The organism is Nonomuraea sp. NPDC004186, assembly GCF_053603495.1.
Genome location: NZ_JBSGFQ010000013.1, coordinates 72,313 through 91,728, shown reverse-complemented (window position 1 = coordinate 91,728; position 19,416 = coordinate 72,313). Strand labels below are relative to the sequence as shown.

Here is a 19,416-nt window from a genome sequence, read left to right as displayed (position 1 = left end):
GATCTTCGGCGAGGTGACGGTAGCGGTGCCGCGGTTCGAGGGGGCTCATGACAGCGGGCGGGCGACCAGATGACCGGACGGTCACGCGGGCCGGCGTTCGCCGCCCGGCGTGACCAGCCCGCTCTCGTAGGCGTGGATCACCAGATGGACCCGGGTGGCGGCGTCCAGCTTGGTGAGGAGCCTGCTGACGTACGTCTTGACCGTCGCCGCGCCGATGTACAGCCGTTCGGCGATGTCGGCGTTGGACAGGCCCTGGGCGACCAGACGCAGCACGTCGGCCTCCCGTTCGGTCAGCTCGGGCAGATCACTGGTGTCCACGGCGGGCGGCGGGGTGACCGCGAACGCCTCGATGAGGCGGCGCGCGATCGACGGAGACAACAGCGCGTCGCCGTCGGCGGCCACCCGCACCGCGCGTAGCAGCTCGGCCGGAGGGGTGTCCTTGAGCAGGAATCCCACTGCGCCGGCGCGCAGCGCCCCGAAGACGTACTCGTCCAGGCCGAACGTGGTCAGTACGACGATCTTCGTTTGCGCGCACGCCGGGTCGGCGGTGATGCGGCGGGTGGCCTCGATGCCGTCGAGCACCGGCATGCGGACGTCCATCAGCACCACGTCCGGGCCGGTGGCGCGGACCACCCGTACGGCCTCCTCGCCCTGCCCGGCCTCGCCGGCGACCTCGAGGTCGGGGGTGGCCGACAGCAGGGCGACGAATCCGGCCCTGACCAGCTCCTGGTCGTCGACGACCACGACGCGCAGGGGTGTTGTCATGGGCTCACCCGTTCCGTTGCGGCCGGCAGTGTGGCGTGGACGCGGAAGCCGCCGTCCGGGCGTGGGCCGGCCTCCAGCGTCCCGTCGAAGAGTGCCACGCGCTCGCCCATTCCGACCAGGCCGAATCCGCCGCTGGTGGTGGGCGAGCCCGGGCCGTCGTCGTCGATGCGGATGTCGATGTGTTCGTGGGCGGCCTGCACGCCGACTCGCACCGGGCTGCCGGGGGCGTGCTTGCGGGCGTTCGTCAGCGCTTCCTGCACCACCCGGTAGACGGTCAGCCGCAGGCTTTCCGGTGCGTCGGCGACCGCCGGGTCGATCTCCAGCTCGATCGGGCCGTGGGCGGCTCGGTGTACGGAGGCCAGCAGGCGCAACTCGTCCAGACCGGGCGCAGGCGCCAGACCGGCCGATCCGGTTTCCGGTTGGAGCAGCTCGAGCATGCGGCGCAGATCTTCCATGGCGGTGCGGCCGGCTTCCTCGACTGCGGCGAGCGCGGGCGCGGCCTTGTGCGGCTGGATGCCGATGAGGTGAGCAGCTACGCCCGACTGGACGGCGATGACCGACAGCGTGTGTGAGACCACGTCGTGCAGCTCACGTGCGATGCGCAGGCGTTCTTCGACGATGGCCCGCTCGGCCTCCCGCGCGCGGCGCCATTCCGCGTCCAGTGCTTGCTCGACCGCCCGGTGCATGGTCAGCCGCCGGTGCCTGGCGTAGCGGCCGAGCGCCCAGACCACGGTGATCGCCGACACGGTGACCAGGGCGAGTGGGTGATCGAAGTACGGCGCGCCGAGCAGGGCGAGGCCGCTCATCCCGGCGTAGACGAGGGCGAGGCCCGCCACCGCGAACCGTTGCGGACGCTCCGTTGCGACCGTGTAGAGCGCGATCACCATGCACAGAGGGGTCAGCCCGGCGTTGTGGCCGAGCCCGGCGATCGTGTACGTCGCGGCCGCGACCGCGGTCAGCACGCTCATGGGGAAGCGGCGCCGGAGGGTCAGTGGCAGGCTCGCGCCGAGGGCGAGCAGCTCCAGCCACGCGTCGGGGTTGTGATAGGTGTAGGCGTCGGTCGGGTCGGTGATCAGCACGCTGCTCACCGCCACTGCGGTCACCGCCAGGCCGGTCAGTAGGTCGAGCAGCCGCTCCCGCCCAGCGGGGACGACCGTGCCGAGTTCATCGTCATGGCGGGGTGGAGCGTCGGGCAGTGGAGACGGTGCGCGCAGCAGGCCGAGCATGCGGCGCAGATCTTCCAGCGCGGCGCGGGCGGCCTCCTCGATGGCCGACAGTGCGGGCCCAGCCTGCTCGGGTCGCTGGTCGACCAGGTGCCGGGCGACACCTGACTGCACGGTGATCACCGACAGCGTGTGAGAGACGATGTCGTGCAGGTCGCGGACGATGCGCAGCCGTTCGGCGAACACGGCCTGCTCCACCACGGCGGCCCGGCTCCGCTCGGCTTCCAGCGCCCGCGCCATCGCCTCCTCCCTGCCCAGCCGCCACCGGCGGACGTAGAACCCCAGCGCCCAGGCCACAGCGAAGAACCCCGACTCGGGCAAAGTGGCCAGCGAGAAGGTGTCCAGTGAGCGCAGCACCAGGACAGCGAACGTGATCGCGTACGTGCCCGCCAGGCAGGCCAGCGAGAGCGGGACCGGCCGCCAGGCGGCCACCGCGTACAGCGCGAACAGCACACAGACCCCGACCAGCCCCGGATCCCACCTCAGCCACTCGAACGCGGTGTTCGCGGCCAGCGTGACCCCGAGGGCGGCGAGCGGCCACCGCCTGCGCACGGCGAGCGACAGCGCAGCGATCAGCGCCAAGGCCGCGAGCCCGGCGTCCGGCTCGGGCTGCGGGAGCGCGGAGGCCGGATCGTGGGTGAGGACGTCGGCGACGGTCACGGCGGCGAGGGCCAGCGCGAACAGTAGGTCCAGCAGTTGCTCCCGCCGTCCGTCCGGCGGCGCCGTCACACCCATGATCGGAGCGTACGGCTCCGCGCCCGGGCCGCGATACCGCCGTCCGGCGGAACGCTCATTCCCCCGTGAGGGGGAACCCATCGGGCGATTCCACCCGGGGGGCGGAACGGCGAAATCGGCCGCACGGCCGCTGACCACGACGCCGCCCGCGCCGCACTCTTGCTGACGTCGGCCCGCTCCTCCGCCGACGGCCACCACCGCCGATCGCTCGCAAAGGAAACGCCATGTCCACGACCTCGTACGGTTCCCAGGCTCCGGTGAGCCGGGTCCTCACTCCGCAGTTCGCCGTCGTCGCCGGCGGCCTGGTCGGCGCGACCGGCGCGGCCGCGTACATCTCCAGCTTCTTCCTGCTGTCCGACCTCAGCGGTCGCGAGGCCGTGCGCAGCCCGCTCTGCGTCACCGCCAACGTGCTGATCGCCTTCGGCTTCCTCGCGATCGCTCTCGCCCTGCCCGCGCTCGGAGGCCCGCTTCGGCTGCCCCGCTGGGGCGCCGTCACCGCCGGCCTGGGCTGTGCCTTTCTCGCCGCGACCGCGTGGGCCATGGCGACCGTGGGCGTGGACTTCGCAGGGAGGGTCACCGACGCCCAGTGGGAGGGCCCAGGTCTGGCCGGCTTCCTCGGCGTGGTGCCCAAGATGCTGCTGTGCGCGGTGGGTTTCGTCACGCTGGCCGTGGCCGGTTGGCGCCGCCGCAGCGTCTCTCGCGGAGCGTGCGTCCTGCTCGTCCTCGCCGCCCTGGTCGCGGTGCTGCTCCCCTCCCACCAGCCCACGGCTCTCCTCGGCGGCCTGGCCCTGGCGTGGCTCGCCAAGAACCCGGGATCCCGGAATCAGTCCAGAAACGAGTAGGCCCTACTCGTGAGGAATCCGCTCGTCACACCCACTCTGGATCACATGAAAGGAAGAACGATCATGTCTTTCGCAACAGTCCGCCGTGCTCTCACCGTGGCCTTGACCGCGGCCGCCGGCCTCGCCCTCACCGGAACCGGGGTCGCCCACGCCGAAACCACCTACTACAAGTTCGTCGCCGAGCACAGCGGCAAGTGCCTGGACGTACTGCACGGGAGCACCCTGCACGCCACCCCGACGCACCAGTGGCAGTGCCTGGACCGAGTGCTCAGCCAGCAATGGGAGGCCCGCAAGTTCGACGACGGGTCGTACGTGTTCGTCGCCAGGCACAGCGGCAAGTGCCTGGACGTCGCCTTCGCGAGCACCGCGAACGCGGCGGCCGTGATCCAGGCGACCTGCAGCTTCAAAGCCAACCAGCGGTGGCGGCTCAAGAAGAACGCCGACGGCACCAGGCGCGTCATCGCCAAGCACAGTGGTATGTGCCTGGACGTGGCCAACGTGGACCCCGCCAACGGCGCCAGGGTAGTCCAGGCCCGCTGCTGGGGCGGCGAGAACCAGAGCTGGCACATCAACAAGGTCGCCTAGACGTCTTCGAAACCGGGGTCCCCGCGTCGCCTCGGCGCGGGGGCCGTCCGCCTGCTACGCCATGCGGTGGACGTGCGGGGCCGGCGGCCTGCCGGGAGGAAGCGGGGAGCCTTGAAGCCGCTCTCGGGCCGCAGATAGCGCCGTTTCCTCATGAGGACAGATCTACAGGTGCCCTGACAAGCGCTAACGGACGGCACGACATCACCCAGCGCACGGTGCAGCCGTTCCTGCTTCGGCACGGCCGCCAGCACCTTCATCGCCGATGCCATCGTCCGGGCCGCCTTATGGCTGGAAGAACTGCTGCAGCTCCGCAGCCGAGGACTCCTTCGGGAAGCGGCCATAGCGGGCGATCTGCACATCAGAGAGAAATTCGAAGGGCATGACCCAGGAACGTAGGGCCCACAACCAGCCCAAACGGGGGCCGTCACCGAACCGGTACGAAGATCAACTCCCTGACGCTAAATTTCAGCACTCAGCCTCCTCGAAGGCCAGCCAGCGGCGACGACGACGACGCGAGCCCTCTCGTGCGCCTGCCAGCGACTAGACCCCGCACAAGATCAATCTCAGCGATAACTGCTGTTCCTGGGCGATGTCGGTGGCCGTCGGGATCGCCCACCCCCTGGCCGCCGTTCCGCCGACGACCGCCAGATACACCAGTGCGGGCACCACCACGCCGCCGACCGCCGCGGCCACCGGCACCACGGCCCGGCGCAGATCACGCAGATCGCCGGCGACGAACTCCCGTTTCAGCTCCAGACCGGCCACGAAGAAGAAGACGGCCAGCAGCCCGTCCGCGGCCCAGGTGGCCAGGTCGAGGTTCAGGTGCAGCGCGGCAGGGCCGGCCTCGATGGCCCGCAGGTCCTGGTAGGTCTGCGCCCACGGCGAGTTGGCCCAGATCAGCGCGGCAAGCGCGGCGGCGAGCAGCAGCGCCCCGCCGATGGTTTCCTTGCGCAGGATGTCGGCGATGCGGCGCGCTTCGGGCCAGGTGCTCCGGTTGAACAGGCGGGGTACGCGCGTAGCGGTGGTGCCGGACATGGAACTCCGCTCCTTCAGCAGGGGTCGGGTCGCTCACTTGCCGACCAGACTTCCCGACACACCTGTCAATAACGTATCAGGAAGCGTAAACTGCCACATAACGGATTCGGCTCCACCGGACCCGCTCCCATGAGGCGGCACGCGAAGCCCACCGCCGGACTCCGCCGACCGAACTACTCATCTGAGCACTGCGTCATGGCGAGTGCGTCGGCGGTCGCATCCCAGCGGTCGGGTCGGCCTACCGTGCTGCGGCCGGATCCGCCGAGATGCTGCGCTACCTCACCGCCGTCTACCTCCAGGCCGACCTGTAACTCCTGGCCTGCGGCCCGTCGATCGACGATGCTCAGCTCGGCCGGACGCGCACCGGCAGGGCGGCCAGCGCCCGTTGCAGGCCGGGCCGCCAGCCGATCTGGTCAGCGGGCACGGCCAATTCCAGCCCCGGCAAGCGGCGCAGGAGGGTGCTGAGGGCGATCTCGGTTTCGGCGCGGGCCAGTGCGGCGCCCAGACAGTAATGGATACCGTGGCCGAAACCGAGATGGGCGTTGTCCGCGCGATGCGGGTCGAGCTGGTGCGGACGGTCGAAGCGGCCCGGGTCGCGGTTGGCTGCCGCGTACACCACCTGCACGGCCTCACCCGCGCCGATGGTGGCGCCGCCGAGTTCGACCGGTTCGAGTGCGTAGCGCAGGATGGCGATCTCGGCGGGTCCGCTGTAGCGCAGGAACTCCTCCACCGCGCGGGCGATGTCATCGTCGCCGAGTTTCAGCGACCGGGTGAGGATCAGGTGGACGCTCTGGCTGATGAGGCCGACCGTGGTCTCGTGGCCGGCGATCAGGATGCTGACGGACAACGCGATCAGCTCGTGCTCGCTGAGCCGGTCGCCGTCCTCGTCCCGCACGGTGATGAGCGCCGACAGCAGGTCATCGCCGCCCTGACCGGCCTTGTGGGCGATGAGCTGGGCCATGTACGCCACAAGCCCGCGTGCCCCGGCCGCGATCCGGGCCGGGTCCGGGGCGGTGAGGTCGCCGGCCCACGCCCGCCAGGTGTCGCGATCTTCCGCAGGCACGCCGAGCAGTTCGCAGATGACCTGGATCGGCAGTGGGTAGGCGAAGCACTCGATGAGGTCGAATTGCTCCGGCAGGCCGTCCAGCAGTTCTTCGGCGATCTGCTGGATGCGCGGGCGCAGCCGCTCGATGCGGCGGGCGGTGAACGCCCGCGACACCAGCCGCCGCAGCCGGGTGTGGTCCGGCGGGTCGTAGGCGCCGAGCGTGTGCAGCAGGTACGGGGCCACGTCGTCGGGCAGACCGGCGGTTGCGGCCAGGTCGAAGGTGGTCTGTTTGGTCGGGTCGCTGCTGAAGCGCGGGTCGGTCAGCACGATGAGGCTCTCGGCATGGCCGGTGACCAGCCACAGTGGTGTGCCGTCCAGGTAAACGCCTCGGCTGACCGGCCCCTCGGCCGCCAGCTTGGCCAAGAAAGTGTCCCGGTCGGTGGCGCTGGCCAGGTCGCGGAGGTGGTTCATGGTCATATCAGCGACTCCAGAATGGTGACGGCGCGAGTAGTCCCGTCTTCGGCCCGCACGCGCTGCCCGAACTCGGCGGCGGTCGCCGCCATCCGGGCGTCGGTGGCGGCCAGGCGGATGGCGGCGGCGAGAGTGTCCGGGGTGAGACGCCGCTGGGGCTGGGGCGGCACGGCCACGCCGGCCGCGTACGCGCGGGCCGCCCAGAACGGCTGATCGGCGGCGAAGGGGCAGATGACCTGAGGCCGTCCGGCGGCCAGCGCCGCACCGGTGGTGCCGCTGCCGCCGTGATGCACGATCGCGGCCATCCGCGGCAGCAGCCAGTCATGCGGGGCCTCATTGAGCAGGTGCACGGTATCGGGCAGGTCGGTGGCCTGGATGCCGCCCCAGCCGGAGGCCAGCACCGCCCGCACCCCCGCCAATCGGATGGCTTCGGTGATGATTCGGCCCAGACGCTCGGGGTCGGTGCCCGCCATGCTGCCGAATCCGATGTACACCGGCGCCGGACCCGCGTCGAGGAAGGCGGCCAGGTCCGCCGACGGCGTCCAGCCAGGTGGGGTGGGCAGGAACCAGAAGCCGGTGGTGTGCACCCACGCCGGATAGTCCAGGCCGCCTGCCGGATCGTGCGGCAGCAGATGGCGGCTGAAGCCGTGCAGAACGGTCGCCGGACGTCCGTCGGGGCGGCGCAGGATGTCGTGCCGCCCGCGCCGGCGGGGCAGGTCCAGCCGGTGTTTGCGCAGGTCGTCGGCAATGCCGCCGAACGAGCGCAACATCAGTTTGATCGGTAGGTAGGAGGCCCGATTCAGCGCCTTGGGCAGCGGCAGCGGCAGCATCGGGTTGCGGAAGGCGGCAGTGGGCACCCACACCGGTTGCAGCGCGGCGGGCACCGCGGGCACGCCAAGCCGTTCGGACACATGCTGGGCCGGGATGCCGGGCGCGTGCACGACCAGGTCGGCACCCTGGCCCGCCCCGTCTACTGCTACGTCGGCCATGTCGGCGAAGACCTTGGCCATGAGCGGCTTGCTGCGGCGCATCACCTGCAGGGCGACCTGCTTGCCGCGCAGGCCGCGGTAGTTGCTCTCGATGGCCTGACGGATGTCCGGGTCGTCGATGAGCGTGTTCGGCCCGTCGTCCACCGGTGCGAAGGCGATGCCGTGCGGCTCGACCAGGCCCGCCATCGCCGCCGGGGCCGCCAGCGCGGCTTCGTGACCGGCACTTTTCAGGGCCAAGGCGAGGGCGGCGTACGGCTGCACGTCACCACGGGTGCCATGGGTGAGGATGAGAACCTTCATCGGCGCTCCCTGTTCGGAGGATTGCTGCGCTCGCCGACCAGGCTTCCCGGCACACCGTCGACCCTGCGACGGGTCGAATATCAGCAATATAGCCAAAGTTCTGAAATTTCTGAAGCCTCAATACATCAGCTATCCTGCCCATGGAGGTGGCCAGGTGAGTGAGCAGGAACGATGGCAGGCAGCCGAACGGCTGGCACTGGTGCTGACCGAGGGCGGCCTGCAACGCATGTCAGCGCGGGCCCTGGCGGTCTTCCTGTTCACCGACACCGAGACCGTCACCATGGGCGACATCGCCGACCGGCTCGGCGTCAGCGCAGGATCAGTGTCCGGCGCGGTCAAGGCCCTGCTGTCGGTCGGTCTCATCGAACGCCTGCCCGCGCCCGGCAGCCGCCGCGAGCACTACCGGCTGCGTGACGACGCCTGGGCCACCCTGTTCTCCACCCAGAACACCGTCATCAATGTCATGCTGCAGGCCGCCGAGACCGGCATCGCCGCCACCGCCTCCGGCGACCTGGCCCACGCACGGCTGACGCGGATGCGCGACTTCTATGAGTTCCTGCTGGGTGAACTGCCCGGCCTGCTGCGCCGCTGGGAAGAGAAACACGCACCGCGCTGAGCATGCCGCGCACCCCACCGGCACCCCCGGGATCGATCACACTCCCTCAAGCCCGCCAGGCCGGCGATACCCCGAAACAGACCGGAGCGCCACTATCTGGCACAGGCCGACGGGGATAGGCTGGGCGCCAGGTGAGCCGGGAAGCCTGGTCGGCATGTCCAGTCCGCATCGAGACAAGGATGTGCCCGTGCGCCCCCGAACCCCACCATCTGATGGCGCCGCATCTGAGCCCGCACCCCCGCCCACGACCCGCGCGGCCGCGCCGGTCATCGACATCGCCCACCTGAGCAAGCGCTATCGCGACGTGACGGCCGTCGACGACGTCACCCTGCACGTGCAGGCGGGACAGATCTACGCCCTGCTCGGCCTCAACGGCGCCGGCAAGACGACCCTCATCCGCATGCTGCTCGGCATGATCGCCCCCACCGCCGGGACCGTGCGCGTCCTGGGCACCGACGTCTCCGCGGGCGAGTGCACAGCCTGGGCGAAGGTGGGCTACCTGGTGGAGGCGGCCGCCGCCTATCCGGAGTTGACCGTGCGCGAGAACCTGGAGGTGGTCCGCCGGCTGCGCCGCCTGCCTAGCACTGCCGACGACATCATCGAACGCCTGGCGCTGGCCCCCTACGCCGAGCGCCGCGCCCGTACCCTGTCGCTCGGCAACCTGCAGCGCCTGGCCCTGGCCAGGGCCCTCCTCCATGCCCCCGGCCTGCTCATCCTCGACGAACCCGTCAACGGCCTGGACCCCGCCGGCGTCGCCGAGATCCGGGCCCTGCTCGCCGACCTGGCTCACCAGCACGGCACCACCGTGTTCCTGTCCAGTCACCTGCTGGCCGAGGTCGCCCGCCTGGCCACCCGCATCGGGATCCTCCACCACGGCCGCCTCATCAGCGAACACGACGCCGACCAACTGGACCAGCACCGGCACCGCCACCTGCGCCTGGCCACCCGCGACGACGCCACCGCCCAGGCGGTGCTGCGCGCGCATGGCTACCACCCCGCGGCCGCCGGCTCGGGCGGGCTCCTGCTCACCGACGAGCGCGTCCTCTCACGCCCGGATCAGGTCGCCGCCGTGCTGGTGTACGGCGGGGTGCCGCCTACGGAGCTGCGGCTGGAGGAAGAAGACCTGGAGACCTACTTCCTGCGCACGATCGGACAGAACGCATCCGCCGAACAGCCCGGCCAGTTCGCCGAGGAGGGGACCCGGGATGCGTGAGGCGCTGTGGGCCGAACTGCTCAAGGTGCGGCGTAGCCGCCTGCCCTGGATCACCGCGCTGGCCTTCACCCTCGCCGCGCTGGTGTGCGGCATGTTCATGTTCATCCTGGCCGACCCCGCCCGTGCCCGAGCGCTGGGGCTACTCGGCGACAAAGCCCAGCTGTCGGGCGCCAGCGCCGACTGGCCCGGCTACCTCGCCCTGCTCGCCCAGGCCGGCGCGGTGGGCGGCGGCGGCGTCTACGGGCTGATCGCCATCTGGCTGTTCGGCCGCGAGTTCAGCGACCGCACCGCTACCGACCTGCTCGCCCTGCCCACCTCCCGCACCGCCATCGTGGCCGCCAAGTTCGCCGTCGCCGCCGTCTGGGCGCTGCTGCTGGCCGTTCTGCTGGCCGGGCTCGGCCTGCTCATCGGCGCCCTTCTCGGCCTACCCACCTGGTCGGCTCCGGCTGCGGCCACCGGTCTCGGGCGCATCCTGGCCGCGGCCGGGCTGGCCGCCCTGACCACTACGCCCCTGGCCTTGGCTGCCAGCATCGGTCGCGGCTACCTGGCCGCCGTCGGCGCCCTGTTCGGCCTCGTGTTCTGCGCCCAGGTGATCGCTGCGCTCGGCTACGGCGCCTACTTTCCGTGGTCAGTGCCCGGCCTGTTCGCTGGCATCGCAGGCCCTGATCAGCACCCGCCCGGCCCGCTCGGCCTGCTGCTGGTGACTGTCACCGGCGCGACCGGCGCCGTTACGACCGCGATCTGGTGGAACCGCGCCGATCACACCCGATGACACCCAGACGAGGACAGTATGCGCCCGCCGACGAGCGGAATCGTCATGCCTGGGCGCGGTACAAGCATGCCACGGGCGGGATAAGGCTCACCCAGAAGAAGGGGAAGCAGTCTCAGGCGTACCCGACTCTGCGGCATGCGGTGAGCAGGCCGGAGACATGCGAGGTGCGCAGGGACGCTCGCCCCGAGACCTCACGCAGTCGCCCGATATCGGCAAACGGCAGGAACTCCGGCGTAACCACCCGCTCATCGAGCACGTTGTCGGCAGCGGCGTGCTCCAGGAGATGACGCCGCACATAGGCCGCAGGCGGTCCGACCGGCAACCGAGCCGGAGCGACCAAGCGTGCCAACTCCTCGGTGATGCGCGCCTGAACGGCCGCCATCTCATCAGGGGCCGGTGCCCCATCTTCTCAGCGGGCCGCTCGCTCGACAGGCAGGAATGGGACCGATACCTCGACGAGGGCTCGGAGATTGGCCCGCAGAGGGACGCCTGCGGTGTGCGTGAGCATTGGAGAGGGCGGTCGAAGTTTGAGTGGACGTTGGCGGTGGCCACGATGCGTTCCAGCACGCGTTGTGTACTCATGCCGCGCCCTCGGTGATGTTCGCGCCGAGTTGCCGGAGCTTGTGCGGTAGATCCGCGTGCCCGCGGCGCAGCTGGGCCATGCCTTTGACGGTGGTGACGCCGTCGGCGGTCAGTCCGGCGAGGATGAGGGTGGAGCCGTTGCGGATGTCGTTGGCCGTCACGCTGGCCCCGACGAGTCGCTGCGGCCCCGAGAACCGGCAGTGTGTCGCGGACAACTGCTCGATGACCGCTCCGAGTCGGGCCAGCTGGGGGATCAGGTTGCCGTGCTGGCCCGGATTGATGGCATCGGCGAACAGATGCGTCCCGGGGGTCCCGAGCGCCAGGGCCATCAGTGGTGGCTCGAAGTCGGCGTCCAACCCGCCGGGTGTCAGCGACGCGATCGCCCGCAACGGTTGCCCGGTCAGCTGGGTGTCGATGGCCTGCACCATCAACGCGTCGGCGGTGGTGTGCGCGGGAATCCCGAGCCAGGCGAACGCTTCCATCGCCGGCTGCACGTCCGCCGGCCGCACACCCTTGATCAGCGCGCAGCCCCGGGTCATCGCCACCGCACAAGCCAGGGTGACGGCCTCGACCTTGTCTCCCGGCACCTCCCAAGCGAGCGACCCGTTATCGCTGTCGTACGGAGGCGCCAGGTTGACGACGTCCTCATCCCCGCACGTATCCCAGCCGGCTTCACGCAAGAACGCGAGGATCTCCGTCACCTCCGGGGACAGGTTCGGCTGGAACAGAGTCAGCGAACAACGGTCGATCACTGCGCGCAGCATTGCCACCACCGTCGCACCTCGCGAGCGGAACGGTAGCCCGATCTCCACCGCACTCATCCGGCTCGCTGCCCGGCGCACCTGGTATCCCGTGCCGTCCAGATGTACTTGATCCCCGAACGATTCATAGATACGGAAATGCAGGTCCATGCCCCGTTCGCCCACAGGGCATCCCCCTGGCCACGGCAGGCGAGCTTGCCCGAAGGAGGCCAGTAGCGCTGGCACTAGGTAGTACGAGGCACGGATACTCCCCGCATGAGAGAGCTTGGGCAGCGGTCCGGCCACGGAGATCGGCTGAATCACGACCTCCTCCGGATTGGTGACGGCCCTCGCAACGCCGTATCCGCACTGCTGGAGCAGGCTCAACATGGTCCGCACGTCCTCGCACTGCGACGCATTGCCCAGGTGCACCGGCCGACCCAGCGTCGCGGCCGCCGCCGCCAACGGCAGCGTGGCATTCTTCGACCCGTCGACACGCACGGAGCCGACCAGCGGCTCATTGGGACGAATCTCTATCGCTTCAGCGACAGACACCGTCGGGGGCATCGTCATCTGCGCTTCCTTCCAAGGCGAGGCCGGATCAGGCCTAGCGGGCACACCAGAAAGTTCGATGACCCTCAGTAGATGACCTGCAGCGGAGTGTCGTCATGATGACAATGAGAGGCAAACGCGGACGCGCTTGTCCGCGTGGATGTCCAAGGAGAGACAACGTGATGTCACCCCTCGACATCCCGCTATGGGCCGTGCGGCTGCGCACCGAGCGAGAGGCCCGGCTCTGGGATGCGCCTGATATGGCTCGCGAGCTACGGCAACTCGCCCCGGATCTGCCAGACATCACCACCCTAGCGAGGATGATCAGGAAGTGGGAGGCGGGACAGCACCTTCCGGGTGAGCGCTATCAGCTCCTCTACGTCCGAGCACTGGGTATTCCTCGCGACCGCCTCTTCGCCCTACCGTCACCGCCGTCGCAGGTCCTCAACCAAACGATCACGCTGCCGGCCAGCGAGGTCGCGCGCTTCGGTGCTTGGGTGGAGGCGACAAACCTGGGACCCGCCACCCTCGACTACTACGCCAGCACCGTGACGCGGCTCGCGCACGACTATCTCCACCAGCCGCCCGCCCCGCTTCTGAGCATGGCAGCCGAACTGGCCAAAGATCTGTTCTCCGTACTCCAAAGCGGGCATCAGCGCCTGGATCAGCGCCGCGAACTGTATGCCACGGCCGCCAAATTGTGCGCCTTCATGGCTTGGGCGGCCGGCGACCTCGGCCGGGTTGTCGATGCGGAGGCCTACGCCCGCACCGCCGTCGTCCTCGCGGAGCAGGCAGATATCCCGGCGGCCCGGGCGCTGGCATTGTCCGCCCAGTCGAAGACCGCCTTCTGGGATCATCATCACCGTGAGGCCGCCGTACTGGCGCGGCAAGGGTTCGAATGCTCGCTTAACGACTCCATGAAGGTGTTCCTCGCCCTGCAAGAAGCCGATGCCTGGCAGGAACTAGGCAATATCCCACGTGCTCTGCAGGCGCTGCGTGACGCCGAGATTGCCCGTGCAGATGTCGCTCGCCCCGACGAGTTGGGCGGCTTGTTCTCCTGCGGCATCGCGCGCCAATGCAACTACACCATGACGGTCCACCTGCGCGCCGCGGATCCCGGCAAGGCCATCACATCCGCGGAACTGGCCCTCAACGCCTATCGGCAGGGAGAAGAGCAGGCGTACGGTACCTGGGCACAGATTCACATCGGCCTGGCTCACGCCTACCTCATCACCCGGCAACTCGAAGCGGCCCAGAGCTTCCTCGTCCCGGTCCTCAAGGAACCCGTCGAACGCCATCTGGCCCCTGTCGTCACCCGGGTTCTTGAGATCGGACAGTTCCTCGCGCAAAGTCGTTACCGAGACGATCCGTACGCGCAAAGCCTGCGAGAGCAGATCGACGATTACCGCCCAACGACCCAGGCACGGAAAGGCGAGATACGTGGCAGAGTCCCGGACGCGTGACCACTGGTGGTGGCGACCCGGCTGGCGAGTCGGCCGCCGCATGTACACCTTTCACACCACCTTCCAGGACCAACCCGCTCTCCACCGCCTGGTTGCTGCATACCAGACCCCGCTGTCCGCCCTGGACGGACTCGACCTGATCCCGCACCAATGGCTGCATCTGACCATGCAGGGCGTCGGATTCACCGACGAGGTCACCGATACCGACATCAGCGCCATCATCGACGCTGCCACTGCACGGCTTGCCTCGACAGCTCCAGTCGAGCTCACCTTCACGCGGCCTGTCACCGACCCTGAAGCCCTGCAGTTCCACGTCCAGCCCGCTGAGCAGATCCGGTTGATACGACGAACCGTACGGCAGGCAATCGCCGACGTCTGGGGCCCCGAACGAGTGCCGGACTCCGAACAGTGGACGCCCCACGTGAGCATCAGCTACAGCAACTCCGACGGTCCTATTGAGCCGTACGCCAAGGCCATCGACAGCGTGCTCGCCGATCCCGTGACCATTACCATTGGGCGCATCCAGCTCATCGTCCTGGACCGCGATGAGCGTCTCTATCGCTGGACCACCAAGGCGAGCATCCCCCTCCCTGCTCAATCCGCTTAGGGGGCTCAAGTCTGATTCTGCGGACGGTTCCCTCGTGTTGCCGCCGGACGTATTAGATCGGAGGTCTCCTGGCGATCAGCATGCCGGAGTCGTTGCCGTTCGAGAACTTCGCGAAGATCCCGGCATCGTCGGCGTGGTACCAACGGTGGGGCATTCCTGGCGGCACCTCAGCGAAGGCTGCTTCGATGCTCACCGGTACGCGGTGGAGCTGGTGGACGAGGGATCCGCCAAGGGCTTCGTGCTAGAGCACCACTACTCCTGCTCGTCCGGGTCTGCAAGCAGTCCCAGAGCAACTTTGCGGCCATCCTTGCCCTACCCAACCGTCGCCACTGACCAGCTCAAGCGCAGCACTGCGGTGTCGTTCCGCCGTCCCGGAAGGCCATCAGAAACTCGACCGACCACGCCGCCCCGGCGAGGACGTGAGGGTGAACACGGCGATCGAGGTCAGGCAAAGGCGCTCGGTGCCGAACCGGTCGGCGGCCCTCCGGTCAGTGGGATCACCGCTCCGAGCGCGAACATGTAGCCGGTCGTCACCCACTGGATGGTCGACGACGGCGAGGCGAACTGGCGGCTGAGGATGTCGATGGCGACGTTGAAGATCGTGGAGTCGAGGATCTACGTGAAGCTACCGAAGATCACCGCGACCGTGGCACCGATCACTGGGCCGTCAAGACGCTGCGACGGAGTTGTAGGGGCGGTGGCGGTCACGTGTTCTCCTCCAACTTCGACAAAAGCGGTCGCAGCGGCTTCGACAGCGCACGCCGCTCGTCGTCCGCGATCAGCCCGATCAGGCCGGGGATCGCGTTCGGGTGATTGATACTCAGTAGCCGGACTTCGAGCCGAAGTAGGTCGGCTTACGCGGCGTGTAGTGCTCCTCCAGCGCGGTCACCTCGTCATCGGTGAGCGTGACGTCCAGGGCGGCGACAGCGTCGGTGAAATGGTGGGGCTTGGTCGCCCCGACGATCGGGGCGGAGACGACCGGGTTGCGCAGCACCCAGGCGAGGGCGACCTGCGCCATCGGGATACCGCGGGCCTCCGCGATCGCCTGGACGGCGTCGACGGTGCCCTGGTCGGTCTTCAGCCACAGCGGGGTGCCCGAGGAATCGGTCGACGGGTTGGCCTTCCCGCGCGTCGTGGACGCCTGGCCCCAGGGTCGGGTCACCAGGCCTGCGGCCAGCGGGGACCACGGGATCGCGCCGACGCCATGGTCGGCCAGCAGCGGGTACATCTCGCGCTCCTCCTCGCGGGCGACGAGGTTGTACTGGTCCTGCATGGAGACGAAGCGGGTCCATCCGTGCAGCTCGGCGGTGTACTGCATTTTGGAAAACTGCCACGCCCACATCGACGAGGCGCCGATGTAGCGGGCCTTGCCGGCCTTGACGACGTCGTGGAGTGCTTCCATCGTCTCCTCGACCGTGGTGTTCGGGTCGAAGCGGTGGATCTGGTAGAGGTCGATGTAGTCGGTGCCCAGCCGCTTCAGGGAGGCGTCGACCTGCTCGAAAACGGCCCGCCGGGAGAGACCGGACCCGCCGGGGCCGGTGCCCATCGGCGAGAACAGCTTGGTCGCCAGCACGACGTCTTCCCGCCTGGTGTATTTGCGGATCGCCTCGCCGGTGATCTCCTCGCTGGTGCCGTTGCCGTAGATGTTCGCGGTGTCCCAGAAGGTGATGCTGAGCTCGACGGCCTGCCGGAAGATCGGCTCCGCGGCCTCGGCGTCGAGGGTCCAGGCGCCCTGGCGGCCGCCGGAGGCGAAGCTCATGCAGCCCAGCGCGATCCGGCTGATCTTCAGTCCGGAGGTTCCCAGTCGTGTGTAGTCCATGTCATCCAGTCAACGTCGATGCGTGTGTGGGAGGGAGTGACTGCTGTTACCCCTCAGCCAGGGGCTGTGGTGCGGCGCGTGGTCGGTGACGCCCGGCTCGCGATGGTGAGCGAGGGCCGGGCGCTCCTGCCCGAGGGGCTGAGTGGAGCGGCCGGCACGCAGGGGTTGGGGCGTGACGCCCCTGGCTGCTTTTACCAGCGGCCGTGCTGGTGGACGCCGTCCTCGGCGCCGGTGAGGGATCCCCAGTACTGACCGGTGGGCGCGTCGGCCGGGAGGGTGGCGAGGGTGGTCACGATCTCGGCGGCCTGCTCGGGGGTGCGGTGCCCGGTGTGACCGTTGAAGTCAGTAGCGACGTAGCCGGGGATGGCCGCGCTGACCTTGATCGGGGTGTCGCGCAGCTCCTTGGCGTACTGCCCGGTGATCATGTTCACCGCCGCCTTCGTGGTCGGGTAGACCAGGTCGCGCAGATACTGGTACATCATCGACTCGGGGTCGTCGAGCATCGCCGACAGTGACCCGACCTCGCTGGAGATGTTCACGATCCGCGCGGCGGGCGCTTGACGCAGCAGCGGCAGGAACGCGTTGGTCACCACAACCGGGCCGAACACATTGATCTCGAACATGTTGCGCAACTGGGTTCGGGTGACCTCGCTCGGGATGGCGTCCGGGGAGCCAATGCCGGCGTTGTTCACCAGCACGTCTAGCTTGCCCCGCTCGGTCTTCACGCGCTCGGCCGCGGCGGCGATCGACTTGTCGTCGGTGACGTCGATCTGGATGTAGGTGACGTCCAGGCCGCCGGCGCGTAGTTGCTCGGCGGCGTGGGTGCCGCGGGTCTCGTCGCGGGCGCCGAGGTAGACGGTCATCCCCAGCTCGGCGAGTTTACGCACGGTGGCGAAGCCGATGCCCTTGTTCGCGCCGGTCACCAGCGCGATCTCGCGTTCTGCGTTCATCAGACGCCTCTCGTTGTCACCGCCGGGTGGCCGCCCGGCGTGGCCTGTCACGATTCAGGCAACCCGATCCGCCGGCCGGTAGGGAGTGCGAGGTTAGGCAGGACTCCGCAGAGCCTCCATAACCGGCAGCAGGCTGGGGATGATGAAGGGCATGAACGGACGCGACGACCTTCGGGACTTCCTGATGTCACGCCGCGCGAAGCTGACCCCCGAGGACGTGAACGTCTTGTCCTATGGTCAGCGCGCCCGGCGCGTGCCCGGGTTGCGCCGCGACGAGGTCGCCCGGCTCGCCGGCGTCAGCGTTGACTATTACGCGCGGTTCGAACGCGGGCAGGTCCCCGGCGTCTCCGACAGCATCCTCGACGCCGTCGCCCGGGCGCTGCGGCTGACCGACGTCGAGCGCGAGCACCTGGGCGACCTGGTGCGCGCTCTCGGCCCGGCCCGCTCGCGAAGCCGGCGGCCCAAGGCCGCGGCGATCCGCCCGAGCATCCAGCGGTTGCTGGACGCGATGGATGGCACCGTGGCCGCGTTCGTGTGCAACGCGAGCATGGACGTCGTCGCGTACAACACCCTCGGCGCGGCCCTGTTCAGCAACTGGCGCACCGCGCCCGGTCAGGTCCCCAACCAGGCCCGGTTCCTGTTTCTCGAGCCTGCCGCCCGCGAACTGTTCACCGAATGGGATACCAGCGCCGAGGGGATCGTCGCGATCCTGCGCGCGCACGCCGGCCGCGACCCCCACGACGTTACCCTGGCCGCCCTCATCGGTGAGCTGTCCATGCGGAGCGATGCCTTCGGTGTCCTGTGGGCCCGGCACGACGTGGGCAATCGCTACTCGGGCGTCAAGCACTTCCACCACTCCCAGGTCGGCGACCTGACGCTGGATTCCGAGGTGATCCCGCTGCCGGCTGACCCGGGCCTGACCTTGATCACCCACTCCGCGCCTGCCGGCTCGCCGAGCGACGACGGGCTCCGGCTCCTCGCGTCCACGATCGGCCTGCATGCGGCCCCGGCGAAGTAGCCAGTCGGTGGCGGAACCTGCATGAGCAGGCCTGCCGCCGATGCCCTGCTCCGAGATCTACAGGAGCTGTACGGGGGCGTGGGGGTCCTGGGCACCGTTGACCGGGAGCAGCAGGGTGTGCCGACTGACTTGCTCCAACTCCGCGACAGCCGCCTCGGGCAGGGGCAGCTCGAGCGCCGCGGTGTTCGCGGTGAGCTGCTCGACGGTGCGCGGGCCGATGATGATCGAGGTCACGCCCGGACGGTGCGCGATCCAGGCGAGAGCGACCGCCGCAGGGGTCTGCCCGAGTTCTCCGGCGATCCGGACCACGGTCTCGGCGACGGTGAAGTTCTCCTCGCGCATGAGGTCGTCTGCCAGCGCGTCGCCGGTGGGACTGCCGGCCCGGCGCAGCCTCGCGATACGGCTGTCGTCGTCGGGTGCGCTCTGCCGCTGGTAGCGGCCGGTGAGCAGGCCCCCGCCCAAGGGCGACCAGACGAGGGCGCCCATGCCGAGCTCCTGCGCGGTCGGTAGTACCTCGGCCTCGATGTAGCGGGCGACGAGCGAGTACTGCGGCTGGATGCTGATGATCGGGGCGGCGTTCAGCCGTTGTGCGGCCCACTGCGCTTTGACGATCTGCGCAGCGGTGAAGTTGGACACGCCGATGTAGCGGACCTTGCCGACGCGGACGAACCCGTCGAGGGTGGCGATGGTCTCCTCGATGGGGGTGTGCGGGTCCCAGTGGTGGACCTGGTACAGGTCGATGTAGTCGGTGCCCAGCCGCCTGAGGCTGGCCTCCAGCGCGCGGGTGAGGTAGCGGCGGGACGCGCCCTTGTCGTTCGGGCCGGGCCCGGAGGGAGCGGCGGCTTTCGTGGAGATCACGACGTCGTCGCGGCGCCTGGCGATTGCGCGGCCGACGACTTCCTCGGCTTCGCCGGCGGAGTAGATGTCGGCGGAGTCGATGAGGTTGTGCCCGGCGTCCAGGAACGTGCCGATGATGCGGGTCGCGTCTTCCTGCCTGACGGAGGCCATCGGGTGGGTAATCCCGAAGTTCATCGTCCCCAGGCACGCCTTGGAGACGAACATACCCGAGTTGCCCAGTGTGTTCAGCGTCATTG

General features: G+C 69.2%; 18 protein-coding genes. 8 read left to right on the top strand and 10 right to left on the bottom strand.

Annotated elements, in window-relative coordinates:
• Positions 1–81 precede the first annotated feature (81 nt).
• A complete protein-coding gene (locus tag ACWEPL_RS13585; RefSeq protein ID WP_452436260.1) occupies positions 82–765 on the bottom strand; it encodes a response regulator in 684 nt (227 codons plus the stop codon).
• Positions 762–2,723, bottom strand: a complete 1,962-nt coding sequence (locus ACWEPL_RS13580; protein ID WP_452436259.1) for a sensor histidine kinase — start codon at positions 2,721–2,723, stop codon at positions 762–764. The genes ACWEPL_RS13585 and ACWEPL_RS13580 overlap by 4 nt, the downstream gene beginning before the upstream one ends.
• A 224-nt stretch (positions 2,724–2,947) precedes the next feature.
• Here ACWEPL_RS13580 and ACWEPL_RS13575 point away from each other — a divergent pair, with 224 nt between their 5' ends.
• Together ACWEPL_RS13575 and ACWEPL_RS13570 are read left to right on the top strand one after the other, a co-directional pair.
• Entirely contained in the window at positions 2,948–3,565 is a 618-nt protein-coding gene (locus ACWEPL_RS13575; protein ID WP_397375443.1) for a hypothetical protein, read from the top strand.
• 63 nt (positions 3,566–3,628) lie between these two features.
• Complete coding sequence (locus tag ACWEPL_RS13570) at positions 3,629–4,150, top strand: RICIN domain-containing protein (protein ID WP_397375444.1); 522 nt, start codon at positions 3,629–3,631, stop codon at positions 4,148–4,150.
• Between the two features lie 540 nt (positions 4,151–4,690).
• Here the strand turns inward: ACWEPL_RS13570 and ACWEPL_RS13565 are convergent.
• From ACWEPL_RS13565 to ACWEPL_RS13555, 3 genes are all read right to left on the bottom strand, one after another.
• Complete coding sequence (locus ACWEPL_RS13565; RefSeq protein ID WP_452436258.1) at positions 4,691–5,185, bottom strand: Na+/H+ antiporter NhaA; 495 nt, start codon at positions 5,183–5,185, stop codon at positions 4,691–4,693.
• Positions 5,186–5,528: 343 nt separating this feature from the next.
• The gene (locus ACWEPL_RS13560) at positions 5,529–6,707 is read right to left on the bottom strand and encodes a cytochrome P450 family protein (RefSeq protein ID WP_452436257.1); all 1,179 of its coding nucleotides are present in this window, start codon (positions 6,705–6,707) and stop codon (positions 5,529–5,531) included.
• Positions 6,704–7,990: a glycosyltransferase gene (locus tag ACWEPL_RS13555; RefSeq protein ID WP_452436256.1), complete on the bottom strand. Its 1,287-nt coding sequence runs from the start codon at positions 7,988–7,990 to the stop codon at positions 6,704–6,706. The genes ACWEPL_RS13560 and ACWEPL_RS13555 overlap by 4 nt, the downstream gene beginning before the upstream one ends.
• A 154-nt stretch (positions 7,991–8,144) precedes the next feature.
• On the opposite strand from ACWEPL_RS13555, the gene ACWEPL_RS13550 reads away from it, so the two are divergent.
• From ACWEPL_RS13550 to ACWEPL_RS13540, 3 genes are all read left to right on the top strand, one after another.
• Positions 8,145–8,606 carry a GbsR/MarR family transcriptional regulator gene (locus ACWEPL_RS13550; protein ID WP_452436255.1) on the top strand — a complete coding sequence of 154 codons (462 nt, stop codon included), beginning with the start codon at positions 8,145–8,147 and terminating at the stop codon, positions 8,604–8,606.
• 187 nt (positions 8,607–8,793) lie between these two features.
• Entirely contained in the window at positions 8,794–9,819 is a 1,026-nt protein-coding gene (locus tag ACWEPL_RS13545) for an ABC transporter ATP-binding protein (protein WP_452436254.1), read from the top strand.
• Positions 9,812–10,591: an ABC transporter permease gene (locus ACWEPL_RS13540; protein WP_452436253.1), complete on the top strand. Its 780-nt coding sequence runs from the start codon at positions 9,812–9,814 to the stop codon at positions 10,589–10,591. The genes ACWEPL_RS13545 and ACWEPL_RS13540 overlap by 8 nt, the downstream gene beginning before the upstream one ends.
• Before the next feature lie 112 nt (positions 10,592–10,703).
• Here ACWEPL_RS13540 and ACWEPL_RS13535 read toward each other — a convergent pair whose 3' ends face one another.
• Both ACWEPL_RS13535 and ACWEPL_RS13530 read right to left on the bottom strand, forming a co-directional pair.
• Positions 10,704–10,973, bottom strand: a complete 270-nt coding sequence (locus ACWEPL_RS13535) for a hypothetical protein (RefSeq protein ID WP_397375470.1) — start codon at positions 10,971–10,973, stop codon at positions 10,704–10,706.
• Positions 10,974–11,169: 196 nt separating this feature from the next.
• On the bottom strand, positions 11,170–12,486 hold the full coding sequence (locus ACWEPL_RS13530; RefSeq protein WP_452436252.1) for a hypothetical protein: 1,317 nt from the start codon (positions 12,484–12,486) through the stop codon (positions 11,170–11,172).
• A 161-nt stretch (positions 12,487–12,647) separates the two neighbouring features.
• On the opposite strand from ACWEPL_RS13530, the gene ACWEPL_RS13525 reads away from it, so the two are divergent.
• Positions 12,648–13,928 carry a hypothetical protein gene (locus tag ACWEPL_RS13525; RefSeq protein WP_452436251.1) on the top strand — a complete coding sequence of 427 codons (1,281 nt, stop codon included), beginning with the start codon at positions 12,648–12,650 and terminating at the stop codon, positions 13,926–13,928.
• A gap of 40 nt (positions 13,929–13,968) precedes the next feature.
• On the top strand, positions 13,969–14,535 hold the full coding sequence (locus tag ACWEPL_RS13520; protein WP_452436250.1) for a 2'-5' RNA ligase family protein: 567 nt from the start codon (positions 13,969–13,971) through the stop codon (positions 14,533–14,535).
• An 820-nt stretch (positions 14,536–15,355) separates the two neighbouring features.
• Here ACWEPL_RS13520 and ACWEPL_RS13515 read toward each other — a convergent pair.
• Positions 15,356–16,354, bottom strand: coding sequence for an aldo/keto reductase (locus ACWEPL_RS13515; RefSeq protein WP_452436249.1), 999 nt, complete (start codon positions 16,352–16,354; stop codon positions 15,356–15,358).
• Positions 16,355–16,545: 191 nt separating this feature from the next.
• Positions 16,546–17,304 (bottom strand): SDR family oxidoreductase, encoded by a 759-nt coding sequence (locus ACWEPL_RS13510; protein ID WP_452436248.1) that lies wholly within the window; start codon positions 17,302–17,304, stop codon positions 16,546–16,548.
• A 139-nt stretch (positions 17,305–17,443) separates the two neighbouring features.
• On the opposite strand from ACWEPL_RS13510, the gene ACWEPL_RS13505 reads away from it, so the two are divergent.
• Positions 17,444–18,322, top strand: a complete 879-nt coding sequence (locus tag ACWEPL_RS13505; protein WP_452436247.1) for a helix-turn-helix transcriptional regulator — start codon at positions 17,444–17,446, stop codon at positions 18,320–18,322.
• Between the two features lie 57 nt (positions 18,323–18,379).
• Here ACWEPL_RS13505 and ACWEPL_RS13500 read toward each other — a convergent pair whose 3' ends face one another.
• Complete coding sequence (locus ACWEPL_RS13500) at positions 18,380–19,414, bottom strand: aldo/keto reductase (protein ID WP_452436246.1); 1,035 nt, start codon at positions 19,412–19,414, stop codon at positions 18,380–18,382.
• Between the last annotated feature and the right edge of the window lie 2 nt (positions 19,415–19,416).